At 61.6% G+C, this 13,798-nt stretch carries 11 protein-coding genes; 4 read left to right on the top strand and 7 right to left on the bottom strand.

Features of this window, described 5'->3' with window-relative positions; genetic code table 11:
- The 3 genes from FPL22_RS04105 to FPL22_RS04095 all read right to left on the bottom strand — a co-directional run bounded on the left by FPL22_RS04105 (position 1) and on the right by FPL22_RS04095 (position 3,683).
- The gene (locus FPL22_RS04105; RefSeq protein ID WP_144228833.1) at positions 1-1,770 is read right to left on the bottom strand and encodes an ATP-binding protein; all 1,770 of its coding nucleotides are present in this window, start codon (positions 1,768-1,770) and stop codon (positions 1-3) included.
- Position 1,771: 1 nt separating this feature from the next.
- Positions 1,772-2,041, bottom strand: a complete 270-nt coding sequence (locus FPL22_RS04100) for a hypothetical protein (protein ID WP_203235113.1) — start codon at positions 2,039-2,041, stop codon at positions 1,772-1,774.
- Positions 2,042-2,192: 151 nt separating this feature from the next.
- Entirely contained in the window at positions 2,193-3,683 is a 1,491-nt protein-coding gene (locus tag FPL22_RS04095) for a TonB-dependent receptor (protein ID WP_144228832.1), read from the bottom strand.
- 156 nt (positions 3,684-3,839) lie between these two features.
- Here FPL22_RS04095 and sppA point away from each other — a divergent pair, with 156 nt between their 5' ends.
- Together sppA and FPL22_RS04085 are read left to right on the top strand one after the other, a co-directional pair.
- Complete coding sequence (gene sppA / locus FPL22_RS04090; protein WP_144228831.1) at positions 3,840-5,639, top strand: signal peptide peptidase SppA; 1,800 nt, start codon at positions 3,840-3,842, stop codon at positions 5,637-5,639.
- A 78-nt stretch (positions 5,640-5,717) separates the two neighbouring features.
- The gene (locus tag FPL22_RS04085) at positions 5,718-6,266 is read left to right on the top strand and encodes an iron-sulfur cluster assembly protein (RefSeq protein ID WP_144228830.1); all 549 of its coding nucleotides are present in this window, start codon (positions 5,718-5,720) and stop codon (positions 6,264-6,266) included.
- 280 nt (positions 6,267-6,546) lie between these two features.
- Here FPL22_RS04085 and FPL22_RS04080 read toward each other — a convergent pair whose 3' ends face one another.
- The 4 genes from FPL22_RS04080 to FPL22_RS04065 form a co-directional block, all read right to left on the bottom strand.
- Positions 6,547-9,051, bottom strand: coding sequence for a DEAD/DEAH box helicase (locus tag FPL22_RS04080; RefSeq protein ID WP_144228829.1), 2,505 nt, complete (start codon positions 9,049-9,051; stop codon positions 6,547-6,549).
- Positions 9,051-9,761 carry a potassium channel family protein gene (locus FPL22_RS04075; protein WP_144228828.1) on the bottom strand — a complete coding sequence of 237 codons (711 nt, stop codon included), beginning with the start codon at positions 9,759-9,761 and terminating at the stop codon, positions 9,051-9,053. Before FPL22_RS04075 ends, FPL22_RS04080 begins: the two co-directional genes overlap by 1 nt.
- 20 nt (positions 9,762-9,781) lie before the next feature.
- Complete coding sequence (locus tag FPL22_RS04070) at positions 9,782-11,566, bottom strand: TrkH family potassium uptake protein (RefSeq protein ID WP_144228827.1); 1,785 nt, start codon at positions 11,564-11,566, stop codon at positions 9,782-9,784.
- Positions 11,567-11,637: 71 nt separating this feature from the next.
- Positions 11,638-12,381 carry a DUF1223 domain-containing protein gene (locus FPL22_RS04065; RefSeq protein WP_144228826.1) on the bottom strand — a complete coding sequence of 248 codons (744 nt, stop codon included), beginning with the start codon at positions 12,379-12,381 and terminating at the stop codon, positions 11,638-11,640.
- Positions 12,382-12,488: 107 nt separating this feature from the next.
- Here FPL22_RS04065 and FPL22_RS04060 point away from each other — a divergent pair, with 107 nt between their 5' ends.
- Positions 12,489-13,031 carry an RNA polymerase sigma factor gene (locus FPL22_RS04060; RefSeq protein ID WP_144228825.1) on the top strand — a complete coding sequence of 181 codons (543 nt, stop codon included), beginning with the start codon at positions 12,489-12,491 and terminating at the stop codon, positions 13,029-13,031.
- Positions 13,028-13,750, top strand: coding sequence for a DUF3379 family protein (locus FPL22_RS04055; protein WP_144228824.1), 723 nt, complete (start codon positions 13,028-13,030; stop codon positions 13,748-13,750). The genes FPL22_RS04060 and FPL22_RS04055 overlap by 4 nt, the downstream gene beginning before the upstream one ends.
- Positions 13,751-13,798 lie beyond the last annotated feature (48 nt).

Genomic DNA, 13,798 nt, shown 5'->3' with positions numbered 1-13,798 from the left:
TTAAGCGCTTGTGGATTCTCCGCTCTTAAGTTCGGAAAGTAACCAATCGATCTGCGTGCGGGCACTGCTTATTAGTGCCTCGTAGCTGAAAACCTGTAAGCGGGGCGGATCATTCTGCATCGTTGCAGTTACATCGCGACCTTTGCCAAGTAGCAGGATTTCAATTTGGCCGAACTTGGGTTCAAGGTCGTCTCTATATTCCTGAGCTTGTCGCTGATCCTGTCGGTCAATCTCTTTGGCTGGGCGTTTGAACTCTATCAGGAAAAAACCACCGCGGAGGTTCTGTGCCAGAAATAAATCGGGACGTTTGGATGCGCGGTCACCGGTGAATTTTGCGGAAGTGTATTCCTCGATGGTGCGAGCGAGGGTTCTGTTCGAGGAGATGAGCGAATGGTCGTAGCCGAGAACCCACAGGTTTCGTTCGATGACGCTGTGGACGTTCTTTTCGAGCGTGGCCGGGTTGCGGACGAGATCGTCTAAATGGTCTAGGACTTTAAGCCGACTTTTGGCTTGGTTCGCCATCAGCGCCATGTCGAGTAATCCGAATATCTCGAGCGCGGACGCAAACGTCTCGATATCGCCGCCTTTGCTTTCGTCGATTTGCTTCAGCACTAACCAGTATTCGTCTTTCTCGAAAGCATCGAGGATGACGGAGGCGACGGTCTCGACCTTCTCTTCGCTCTCGCCGTAGAAGCGTTTCATCACTTTCTCGAGTGCGATTTGAGCGAAGCGGCGGCGGTGTTCGGGCATTTCCGCTAAGCGGAGGTTTATTTGGCGTTGAATGCGTGCACGTTGAAGACCGACCTCGCGCTTGTATACTTCCTCAACGGCGTTTTTGAGATGGGCCTGAATGACGGGCTTTAGCGCGTGGAATGCTTTGCTGTTCTCGACGATGTCGCCCCAGTCCGCAGTCACGCTTTCCGATAACCCGTCTGCCTCTACTTCACCGTATAGTTTTTTAAGGAGTTTCGGCGGGATTTCCGGATCGTCCTCAAGTCCGAAGAATCCAGGTTTTCCAACTATCTTTCCGCCAACGCGGAGCGCGATACCTGCCTGTTTTAAGGATTTGGCGCCATCAGATACCTTGAAACTAAGTTTAATAGCACCGGCATCTGGGATGGTGTCGTCTTTTTGAAATTTTTCTCCGGGCAAATCATCCAAACACAGGGCCTCACTGTTGACGCTAATGCGCACATCCTCCTCACGTCCGTATTCGGTCATCAAGAGTGTCTTTAGCTTTTCGGGCAGAGGAAATTCAAAGCGGTCGCTCAGGGATGTCAGAGTCACTTTCGTGCCGGATACTCCATCCGGTGCAGGAACAACGGTCAGTGGGAGATCAATGCGTTCCAGATCACGAGTCGCATTCAGTAAATCTTCCTTCGATATTACGACGCGGGTAGTTTTTCCGTGGGCCGTTGTTTCAATCGCCATGATATTGGCTACCATCAGGCCGGCGAATTTCCCGATACCTTTTCGGCCCTTAACTAAGCGTTTGAGTTGTTTTGTTCGGTCGCCTTTACGTGAACGGCGATCATTTGCCACGACCAGGTATTCATTCCGCAACTCGAGTTCAGTCATCCCACTGCCAGTGTCTTCTATGACAATCGAGTCGGCAGTCATTGGATCTGGAAGTGTAATGGCAATTGTCGGCGCATCAGCGTCCCACGCATTATCTATTAACTCCTTTATTGCGTGTTCCGTTGAACGATACGTTTCTCCGAGAAGGCTTGCGAGGCGTGGGTCTACCTTGAAGTTGGCGTTTTCGTTCATGTTAAGCGGCGTTATGAAATGATAAATGTGCCGTGGCTTGGAGGCGCGCGGAGAGGGTGGTGCCTTCTTTCTTGGCCTCGATCACGCCGACGGCGTGGCGATCGACGAGGAGCAGGTAGTCGCAAGGGCCGGTTTTGAGCGGGACTTCGCGGAGGGCGATGCCGCGGCCAGCGGAGAAATCGACGGCCTTGTAGTCCTGAATGATCCAGCCGGCCGCGACGAGTTGAGCGTCGATCTGTTGGCGGGCGAGAGCTTCAGGGGTGAGCGACATGCGTGAACGTCGCAGGTTCTGACGAGCGCAAACGGCTAGCGCAACGATGGTTTCTGGAAAGTGCGGTGAAACCGCACTTTCCGGAGTCTAGAGCTCGGAGCTGGTTTTTCGAACTACTCGCTACCCGCTACTCACTACGCGCTACTTCTTACTACCCCGTCACCGGCGCGGTGTAGCCGAAGAGGCCGCGTTTTTTGATGGCGGTGGCTACGGGCGGGGGGACCATCGTTTCCCAGGTGATATCATTCTTCTGGATGCGCTGGAGCACGTCGCGCGAGAAGATCGAGAGGATGGATTTGTCGAAGCCGACGATGCACTCGATGTAGTGATTCTCCAGCAAGTGAGCGTAGAGGTTGCTGAGGTGGTCTTCGACTTGGAGGTTCTTGGCGTTGATCAGCACGTTGGCGGCAAAGGGCGAGCCGGCGATGTGGCCGGCGGCGTCCACGGCCGGGTGTCCGGCGGCGAGGTAGCGGTCGTAGGCGAGCTGCTGCATCGGGTAGATGTAGAGCTTCACGGCATTGCGGAAGAGGCGGCCGAAGTTTTCCAGAATGCCGCCGGCGAGGTGCTCGTAATACTTCTCGTTGAAGATCTCCAGGAGGTTGTTGATGCCCATGGTGACGCCGATCATCTCCTGCGTGTAGCGGCGGAAGTAGGTCGTGAGGCGGTAGTATTCGGAGTAGTCGGAGATGAGCACCGTGAAGCCGATGTCGCCGAGGAGATCGACGCGGGAGAGGAAGTCCTGCGCGTCGAGTTCACCGTCGGCGAGGAGGTTGTTCATGGTGATCTCCATGAGCACGACGAGGTCCTTGCCCTTGACCTGGGGCTCTTGCATGAACTGGGCGCAGGCGCAGTTGAGCATGTCGACGTTGACGTGGGTGACGGGGCGGAAGCTGCCGCGTTCCACGAGGACGGCCTTCTTGTAAAGAATCTCGGAGGGCTGGAGCACGTCGCCGCCGGGGCCGAACATGACGGCGTTGGTGAGCTTGTGGCGCACGAGGTAGAGCGACATCAGGCGGTTGTCCACGGGGCCGAAGGCGGGGCCGCTCATCTTGAGCATGTCGACTTCGATGCGGTCGGGGCCGATGTTATCGAGGAGCGAGCGGATGAGTTCCTCGGGGTTGTCGCGGTAGTAGAACGCGCCGTAGATGAGGTTGGTGCCGACGATGCCGAGGGCCTGTTGCTGGAGGAGGTTGTCCTTGTCCCACATGCGGACGTGGATCATGAGGTCGCTGGGCGGGCCGTGGGGCTCGATCTGGAAGCGGATGCCCATCCAGCCGTGGGCTTCGTTGGTGCCCTTGTAATTGCGGGCGGCGACGGTGTCGGCGAAGACGAAGAACGTGGTGTTGGCGCCGCGTTTCTCGTTCAGGCGCTCGATGAGCAGCGTGTATTCGTGGTCGAGCATGAGGCCGAGGCGCTCGCGGGAGACGTAGCGCGGGGCCTTGCCGTAGATCGCGTCGCTGAAGGTCATGTCGTAGGCCGACATGGATTTCGCGATGGTGCCGGCGGCGCCGCCCGCCTGGAAGAAGATGCGCGCCACTTCCTGGCCGGCGCCGATTTCGGCGAACGTGCCGTATTTCGGCTCGTCGAGGTTGATCGTGAGGGCCTTGCGGTTGGTGGTCAGCAGGTCTTTTTGCTCGGACATGTGCGGCATAGTAAAAGTGGCGGAAAGCGGACCGCAACCCTGCGAAAGCAAAGGTGCGGTGACGACAGAGGCTTAACCACCCACTAGCGGAGATCGTGCCGGGGTGATGGAAAAGCTCTGGCGGAGGAAGACGAGTTGGCTACGCTGCGGCACCTTATGAAGAATTTCTTTGCGTCGTTCCTCGGCACATTGGCGGCTCTGGCGCTGGCCGTGACTCTGGTGGTCGTGGTGTTTTTTGGCCTGATCATGGCAGCGGCTTCTTTCAAGCCGGCCGAGGTTCACACCGTCGCCCAAGGCTCCTATCTGGTGTTTGACTTGGGGGCGAACATCACCGACGCGCCGCCCGAGTTCGACGGAGCCGGACCGGCCGCGCTCTTTGGCGGCGGCGATGCGCACACGCTGCAGTTGCGCGCGGTGACGCGGGCGCTGCGCGAGGCGGGCACGGATAAACGCATCACGGGCCTGGTGCTCCTCGGCAGCTTGGAGCCGTCGGGCTACGGCACGGGCTTCGCGGCGTTGAGCGAAGTGCGCCGGGCGATCGCGGATTTCAAGAAATCGGGCAAACCGGTGGTGGCGTATCTGGATTTTGCGACGACGCGCGACCTGTATCTCGCGGCGGCGGCGACCGATCTCGCGTTGGATCCCTACGGCTCGCTGGTGGTGCCGGGACTGGCGAGTGAACCGACGTTTTTCGCCGGTGCCTTTGAGCGTTTCGGCGTGGGTGTGCAGGTCACGAAAGTCGGTGAGTTCAAATCCTACGCCGAGCCGTTTGTGCGCAAGGACCTGAGCCCCGAAAACCGCCTGCAGATGGAAAAGCTGCTCGGCGACCTGTGGAGCGATCTGCGCGCCGACATGGCGCAGGATCGCAAAATCACGCCGGACGCGCTGCAAGCCGTGGTGGATACGGAAGGCGTCATCCGTCCGGAATCGGCGGTCAAGGCGGGGCTGGTTGATCGTCTGGCGTATCGCGATGAAGTGTTGGCGCAGCTCAAGACCGCGACGGGAGTCACCGATGTGGAAGAGCCGTTCAAACAAGTGCGGCTGGCGGATTATGTGAAGGCGTTGCCCGCCCAAAAGGCGCACTCGTCGAATGAAATCGCGGTGATTTATGCGGAAGGCGCGATCGTGGATGGTGAAGGCAAGGCGGATGAAGTGGGTGGCGAGAAATTTGCGCGTGAGTTGCGGGCGCTGCGCCAGGATGATGACGTGCGGGCGATCGTGCTGCGCGTGAACAGCCCGGGCGGTTCGGCGACGGCGTCGGAGCACATCCAGCGCGAACTGCGACTGGCCGCCGAGGTGAAGCCGGTGGTGGTTTCCATGGGCAGCTACGCGGCGTCGGGCGGGTATTGGATTTCGGCCTACGCGAGCCGCATCTACGCCGAGCCGACGACGATCACGGGCTCCATTGGCGTGGTGGGAATCCACTTCGACATCAAGAAACTGGCGAACGATCTCGGCGTGACCTTCGACGGCGTGAAGACCGGCAAGTATGCGGACATCTTCACGATCTCGCGTCCGAAGACGGCGGATGAACTGGCGATTTTTCAAGGCATGGTGGAGTGGATCTACGGCGAGTTCATTCGCAAGGTGGCCGAGGGACGGAAGCTGGACCCGGTCGAAGTGCGCAAGATCGCCGGCGGTCGCGTGTGGTCGGGGCGCGAGGCGATCAAGCTGGGACTTGTTGATGAACTCGGCGGACTGGATGCGGCCATCCTCCACGCGGCGGAAGAGGCGAACCTGGGGACGGATTACAAGCTGGTGGAGTTCCCCCAGACGCAGACGTTTGCCGAGATGCTGACGATGTGGTTCGAGAACGTGCGTCCGGCCGAGGCGACGCAACGCGGCGTGGTCGCGCAAGTGATCGAACGCGTGCAAGAGCAGGCGAAGACGCTGCAAGAGTTCAACGATCCGCGCGGCGTTTACGCTCGCCTGCCACTGGAGATCAGCGTGCGGTGAGGGCGCTGTAAGATTTTAACGCAAAGACGCACAGGCGGTAAGGACCGCAAAGAACGCAAAAGAAGATTCATTTTAAACATGTCCAACGACACCACACTCACTCGCGACATCACCGCCACGGTCATTCCGGCGGGCGATACGCATACGCTCACGGCCGGCACGTCCGCCCATATCATGCAGACGCTGGGCGGCAGCGTGACGGTGCGCACGGACGGCGGACTGTTTCGCATCACGCGGGAGAATGCGGATGCGTTGGCGGGCTTCGATGTATCCAAGCTCGGCGGCGCCGAACCGGCGGCGGTCGCGTCGGGCGAGTTCAGCGAGGCGGCGGTGTGGAGCGCGATGAAGACGTGTTTCGATCCGGAGATTCCGGTGAACATCGTCGATCTCGGGTTGGTTTATGATTTGAGCGTCGAGAAGACGCCGACCGGCGGCCATGCGCTTGAAGTGAAGATGACGCTGACCGCGCCCGGCTGCGGCATGGGGCCGGTGATCGCGGAAGATGCGCGCCAGAAAATCGCGGCGCTGCCCACGGTCGAATCGGCCAAGGTGCACATCGTGTGGGATCCGATTTGGACACCGCAGATGATCTCCGACGCGGGCCGCAAGGCGCTTGGGTTGGAGTGAGCAGACGCGTTTTTAACGCAGAGGCTCAGGGGCGCGGAGAGTCGGAGTTTTTGGACAGGATGAAGAGTGGATGAAAGGCAGGATGTCGGAATTCTGATATCCGGATCGAATCCTGTTCATCCTGTCCAAATTTCGTATGTAGGGGGATTGGTTTAACGCAGAGGCACAGAGGCGCGGAGAGTCGGAGTTTTGGGACAGGATGAAGAGTGGATGAAAGGCAGGATGTCGGAGTTCGGATATCCGGATCGAATTCTGTGCATCCTGTCCAAAGACTGGGCGGTCAGCTCTGCAGGAGTGACTTGAGGTCGGCGAGGGTGAGCTTGGAGTTGCTCGCGTCGCTGGCTTCGAAGACGTCGGCGAGGAGGGCGCGTTTGGTTTCCTGCATGTGCAGGACCTTTTCCTCGACGGTGCCGGTGCAGATGAGTTTGTAGCTCGTCACCACTTTTTTCTGGCCGATACGGTGGGCGCGGTCGGTCGCCTGGGCTTCGACGGCGGGATTCCACCACGGGTCGAAGTGCACGACGGTATCGGCACCGGTGAGGTTGAGGCCGGTGCCGCCGGCTTTGAGCGAGATGAGGAAGACCGGGATGTCGGGCGAGTTGTTGTAACGATCCACCTCGGTCTGGCGCTGTTTCTGCGGCGTGCTGCCGTCGAGGTAGCAGTAAGGCAGGCCTTGTTCGTCGAGCTCGGCGCGAAGCAGACCGAGGAGCGAGGTGAACTGGGAGAAGACGAGCAGACGGTGTCCGTCGTCGATGGACTCGGCGAGGAGCTCGCGGAAGGTCTCGAGTTTGGACGAATGATCGGCGGCGGTGGCCGGAACGACGAGACGCGGGTCGCAGCAGATCTGGCGCAGGCGCAGGAGCTGCGTGAGCGTGGCCATGCGTATCGAGTTTTCGGATGCGCCGTCGGCGGCGAGGGCGTCGAGTTCCTGTTCGGACTTTTTCTGCCACTCGGTGTAGAGGCGCGTCTGCGTTGCGGTGGGTTCGCAGTAGAGGACCTGCTCGATTTTGTCGGGGAGCTCGGTGGCGACGACTTTTTTGGTGCGGCGGAGGATGTAGGGCGCGGTCTTGGCGCGGAGACGTTCGTCGAACCAGTTGCGCTCGTCTGCCTTGGTGCCGGCGGGGACTTTTTCGAGGTAGCCCGGCATGAGCAGATCGAAGAGAGCACGGAGATCGTCGAGGGAGTTTTCGACGGGCGTGCCGGTGAGGAGGAAGCGGCTCTTGGTGTTGAGTGAACGGAGGGCGGCGGCGTTCTGGGTGCGGCGGTTCTTGATGTGCTGGGCTTCGTCGGCGATGAGGGCGGCAAAGGTGAAGTCGGCGAACCGGTCGCGGTCACGGGCGAGCGTGCCGTAGGACGTGATGACGACGTCGAGGGATTTGGCATGAGCCTCGTCCGTGAGACGCTGGTTGCCGTGGTGGATGAAGACGCGCAGGTGCGGGGCGAAGCGGGCGGTTTCGCGTCGCCAGTTTTCGACGAGCGAAGCCGGACACACGACGAGCGAAGGGAGTCCTGAGTTGAGAGTTGAGGGTTGAGAGTTGAGAGAACGGAGGTTCGGAGTTCTCGGGCTGTGGGCTCTAGGTGCTGGACTGTCGCCAGCGCGCTCGGCGTGTAGAATCGTGAGGAGGGAGATGGCCTGGAGGGTTTTGCCGAGGCCCATCTCGTCGGCGAGGATGCCGCCGAGGCCGAGGCGGTGGAGATGCCAGAGCCAGGCGACTCCGATCTGTTGGTAAGGGCGGAGCAACGCGGCGAGCGCGGGATCGAGCGGGGCGGGCGCGAGTGTGGAGAGATTGCGGAGGGCCTCGCTGCGGGATTTCCAGCCGGCGGGCGGCTGGTAGTGAGGGACGAGCTCGTCGATGAGGTCCTGGACCTCGGCGACGCGGGCGGCGGGAATGCGCCACGTGCGACGGGCGGCGGCGGGAGCGGTGGAACTACCGGCTAGGGCGCGCTGGGCGGTGGTGAGCCGGGCGACCTTCTCGGGGGGGAGCAGAAAGACCTTTCCGTTGTCCTCGACGTAGCCGCGGTTGGTGGCGAGGGCAGTGCGTAGGGTTTCCTCGGATACGCGGGCGGCGGCGATGCCGAGCGTGAGGGAGAACTCGCCGCCGGTTTCGGAGATGTCGCACTGGATGTCGATCTCGGCGAGCTTGGCGGTGTTCTTCTCGAAGTTGTCGGTGAAGTCGGCGTGCCAGGTGTTGCGGAGCGCGTCGAGGTGGACGGCAAGGAAGTTGAGCGTTTTGTGGCGGTCGCGGAGCCACCACTTGCGGGTGAGGGCATCGAGGGCGAAGCCGTTGGATTTTACGAGATCGAGGGCCGCGGCGTAGCTGCTCTGTTCGCGGGACGGCAGACTGATGGCGAGGAAGTGTTCGCTGCCGTCGATGGTCAGCGGAGTGGAGGTGGAGGAAGTTGAGTGTTGAGAGTTGAGGGTTGAGAGCTTCGGAGCCGGACGAGGGGCAGTCGCGGCGACCTGTTTGGGGGCGGGGGCTTCGTCCAAGTGTTCGCTGACGCCGCGAAGGCGGGGTCCGATCCAGAGGAGCGGGACGGTGGGGGCGTTGACGAAGGCGAAGGCGGGCTGGCCTTTGAGGGCGTTGACCAGTTCGCGGAGCTGGGCGCGGGTGAGTTGGACGAACGGCGGGGGCACGGTGGCACCGCCGCAAAGACGTTGGAGAACAGCGAGCGCGGGGAAGAGTGCAGGCGCGGGAACGGCGGACGGATCGAGGTCGATCTTGACGGCGATGGCGTCCCGCGGCGCGGCGGCAGCGAGGTTGGGAGGTAGCAGCAGGCGGAGCATCAGTCGGCTGAGTTTTCGTCGAGGAAGTCGCGGAGACCTTTTTCGGCGCCAAAGAGCACAAAAATATCACCTTCTGTGAAGGTGTCGCCCAGGTTGATGACGCCGAGCGTGCGGCGGTTGACCTCGATGTCGCCGCCCTTGAAGAACGTGCCGATGGGGCGGTCGTTCCGCCGCTTGATGGTGACGAGGCGCACATCGTGTTTTTTGAAGATGTCGGCGGTCTGGGAGAGGTTGCGGCCGAGGAGCTTGCCGGGGACATCGGCCTCGATGATGGCGTGCCCGCTGCCCATATCAAAACCGTCCACGACACCGCGCATGAGCAACGAATGAGCGAGACCGCGGGCGGCGACCTCCTCGGGAATGACGAGGCGGTCCACTTTCATGAGACGCAAGAGTCGCGCATGCATGGGCGAAAGCACGCGGCAGACGATGCGCTTGGCGCCGAGCTCCTGGGCTTTGACGGTCATGGCCATGGAGGACTCAAAGTCATCGCCGATGGCAACGACGACGGCGTCCATTTCATCGATGGCGAGACGGGCCAGCGGCGAGGTGTCGGCGAAGTCCATGATGATGGCGGCGCCGACCTCGTCTTTGATGAGCGAGACGTTGTCTTCACGACGGTCGATGGCGAGGACCTCGGCGCCCAGCTGGGCGAGGTTGACCGCGAGGTTTCTACCGAAGACGCCAAGACCTATGATGCAGCATTTCATGTGATTAAAGCGGGAAAGATTCAGGTGATGACGACGGTGGTCTCGGGCAGACGGTAGCCGCGGGACGAACGTTTACGAATGAAGGAAAGGAGAAACACGAGCACGCCGATGCGCCCCACAAACATGGCAAAAATGAGCACCCATTTGGCGGGGTCGCCGAACAGCGGTGTGATTCCGCGGGTGAGCCCGACGGTGCCGACGGCGCTGACGGCTTCAAAGGTGACGTCGGCCGGAGACATCTCGGGATGAAGCGCGCAAAGGGAGACCGCGATGACGGTGATGAAGCCGACCGCGAGCAACAAGATGGCGAGCGCGCGATTGGCGACGTCTTCGCCGAGACGGCGGCCGAAGGCCTCGATATCGCTGCGACCGAACAGCACGCGGCGCAACGACAGCACGGCGACGGCAAGCGTGGTGGTCTTGATGCCGCCGGCGGTGCTCGACGGGCTGCCGCCGACGAACATGAGAAACATCATGATGGCGCCGGTCGCGGGTAGCAGGCCGTCCACGGGCGTGATGTTAAAGCCGGCGGTGCGGGCGGTGACGGAGTGGAAAAGCGCGGTGAACAGTTCGGGGCCGTTGGTGTGGCCGTTGCCGAAAAAGAATTCGGTGACCCAGATGGTGGCGGTGCCGCCGGCGAGCAGGACGAACGTGGTGACGAGCACGAGCCGGCTGTTGGCCATGAGGCGCGGCGGCACCGCGGTGCGCACGCCTAGCCTGCGGCCCAACCGGGCGAGGGCGACAAGCCAGAGATTTTTAATGACGGGGAAGCCTATGCCGCCGACGACAATCAAGACCATGATAACGGAGAAGACGCCGAACTGGCCCTTCAGCGCGGGATCGCCGAGCCCGTTGCTGAGCGTGGAGAAGCCGGCGTTGCAGAAGGCGGAAATGGAGTGGAACAGTGAAAAGAACAGGCGGTCGTCGCCAGGCAGCCCGCCGGTGCCGAGGAAGGTGTGGATGGCGATCGCGCCGGCGATCTCGGTGATGAAGGTGAAGCCGATGATGATCCCGAGAACGGTGCCGATGTGGCTGAGGTTTTCCTCGCAGAGCAAATCCTGGAGGGCGATGCGGTTCCGCAAGGTGACTCCGCCGGCGAAAAAGTAGGCGAAAAAATAGGTGATCGTCATCACACCGAGACCGCCGATCTGGATAAGTCCGAGAATGATCCATTGACCGTGGCGGGTGAAGGTTTTCTCCATGTCGACCGTGATCAGGCCCGTCACGCAGACGGCGCTGGTGGCGGTGAAACAGGCATCGGTAAAACTGATGTCGTCATGCGTGGCCTGAGGGGTCTTGAGCAGCAGGGTGCCGGAGGTGATGAGGATGGCGAAACTGAGAATGAACACCATGCCGGGGCTCAGAAGACGGCCCGAGAGCAGGCTGTTGCGACGCAGTGCGCGCAGGGCGGTGAGGACAACCAGAGTGAGCTGGGTGAGTGCTAGGTAGAGAACCGTGATGGTCGAGGCCGGGAGGTCAGGAGCGCGCTGGCCGATCCATCCTTGGATCGGTTCGCCGAGGAGGAGTTCCAGGCCGGCGGCGCAGGCGAGGAAAACTTCGAGATAGCGCGTGCGCAGGTAGAGGCGGATGCGGGACTGGACGGCAAGGCGCAGCACCTCCTGGCCGATAAAAGCTACGAGGACTGCGGCGGTAACCGCGCGCACGAATATACGCGTGTTGGTATCGAGTTCCCAACCGATGATGAACAATAGCAGCCCGAGAGAGCACACGCCGCAGAGGACGGTGATCGGATTGAGCACGGATACGACCAACTCGCGTTGGCGTTCAGAGATTTTCAGGCGCATGGACCAATCGACTAAAACGACCCGCAGTCTCCGCGTCTAGTGGCGATATCGGGACTTTTGCAGGGCCGGTTTTACGGCAACCAGCCGCCGGTGGCTTGAAGCGGGGTCTGGTCGCGGGTGGTGGAGACCCAGGCGGCGAGGGCGCGGCGCGGTGTTGACGGAAGCGTGGCAGGAGGAGCGGCGAACGTGCCGGTGAACGTGCCGTCGGGTTGGGCGGTGAGCGCGACGGTCGCGATGTGCAGCGCGATGAAATCGTGGGGGAGGGAGCGGCCGGCGTTTTCGCCGGATTTGACGGCGATGCTCACGTCGCTGCCGAGGAGGGCGATGGTGGCGGTGTAAGTTTTCTGACGGACGGGTGACGTGGGCGAGAAGCGGACGGTGCCGGAGCCGGCGGCGGAACGCTCGACGGTGAGGATGCCGGGCGTGGTGGGCGAGGCGACGGGGTTACCCGGACGCCATTCGCGGCCTTGGTGGACGAAACCGGGGGTGTAAACGGAGCGTGCGTTCCAGGCATCGGCGTAGGCGCGCTGGCGGTCGGTGAAGCCGGATTGGGCGAACGGATCGTTCCAGCCGAGGTAGTCCCAATAGGTGACATGGAAGGCGACGGGGACGAATTTGCACCAGAGGCCGGCGTCGGTTTTGAGGGCGCTGAGCCAGCGCTCGGCGGGCGGACAACTGCTGCAGCCTTCGCTGGTGTAGAGTTCGATGAGTGGAGTGGCGACGGCGTCGCTTTGGAAGATTTGGGCACGCGCGGAAGAGGAGGATGCGATGGCGACGAGGACGAGGAACGCGGGGAGGCCGGGGAGTTTCAGCATGCGAGTGCGAGCGGTCGCGGAGTGAGTTTATTCCGCGCTCGCGGGTAGGGTGGAAAACTTTATGGATTTGCGGGAATAAGCCGGCGGGTCGCGGCTCTTACGCCTACATGGGACAGGATGCCTTCACTCAATTGGTCGATGCCTACTACGCGCCGCTTTACCGGTTTGCGCTGAGCCTGGCGCGCAATTCAGCGGACGCGTGCGACCTGACGCAGCAGACGTTTTATGTGTGGGCGACCAAGGGCGCGGCGTTGCGCGATGCGTCGAAAGTGAAGACCTGGTTGTTCACGACGTTGTATCGCGAATTTTTGCGCGGACGCCGGCGCGGGTCGCGGCTCACGGCCATCGAGGACCTGCCGCCGGGCGAAGATGATGTGCCGGCGGCGGAGATCGATCTGGCGCTCAACATGGATGCGCAGACGGTCGTCGAGGCATTGCAGGAAGTGGATGAGGCGTTTCGCGCGCCGCTCACGTTGTTCTATCTGGAAGACCTGCCGTATCAGGAAATCGCGGACATGCTGGAGGTGCCGATCGGCACGGTGATGTCGCGGTTGTCGCGTGGAAAAGCCCAGCTGCGCGCGGTGCTGGCGAAGAAGGAGTCCGCGCAAAAAATAATCCCGTTCCCCATTTCTGAGAGGAAGACGTCATGAACACCACTGAAGCCAAATTCATTTTGCAGGCGCGCCGTCCGGATGGTTCGGACGACGCTGATCCGCGTTTCAGTGATGCGTTGGAACAGGCGCGTCGTGATCCAGCACTGGGCGAATGGCTGGTGCGCGAGCAGGCGTTTGACGCGGCGGTTGCGCAGAAACTGCGCGCGGTGCAGCCGCCGGCGGATTTGCGTGCGTCGATTCTGGCGGGAGCGCGGGCGAGCCGGCCGATTCCGTTCTGGGGGCGTCCGCAGGTTCTGGCGATGGCGGCGAGTGTGGCGATTATTTTTGGCCTTGTGGCGGCCTGGCCGGCGATGCGTCCGGCTGTCGAGGTGGATCAACTCGCGATGGGCGTGATGGGTGAAGTCGGTTCCGAGGCTCACCATGCGGCGATGCCCCAGCCGCGCGGTTTGTTACGCACGGTGTTGAGCGACCCGGCTACGCGGCTTGCGTCGGGCTTGCCGATGGACTTTGACCAACTCAAGGCGGATGGCTGTCGCTCGTTGAAGATCGGTGGACGCGATGTCTTGGAAGTGTGCTTTGAGCGCGGCGGCAGCGGATTTCACATCTACGTGGCGAAGCGCGGTGATTTCAAAGGCGACAGTGCGCCGATGTTCCGTGAGCGCGGCACGGTGGCGTCGGTCGCGTGGATGGATACGAAGCATGCCTATGTGCTCGTGTCGCCGGACGGTGCGCAGGCCCTGCGGAGTGTTTTTTAAAATGGCGGGAATAAGAGCGCGGCGACGCGACTCGTAGGGTCATACACT

The sequence above is a fragment of the Rariglobus hedericola genome (genome assembly GCF_007559335.1).
Taxonomy (GTDB): Bacteria; Verrucomicrobiota; Verrucomicrobiia; order Opitutales; family Opitutaceae; genus Rariglobus; species Rariglobus hedericola.
Note: the sequence above shows the minus strand (reverse complement) of the source record. Positions and strands in the feature narration are given on the sequence as shown.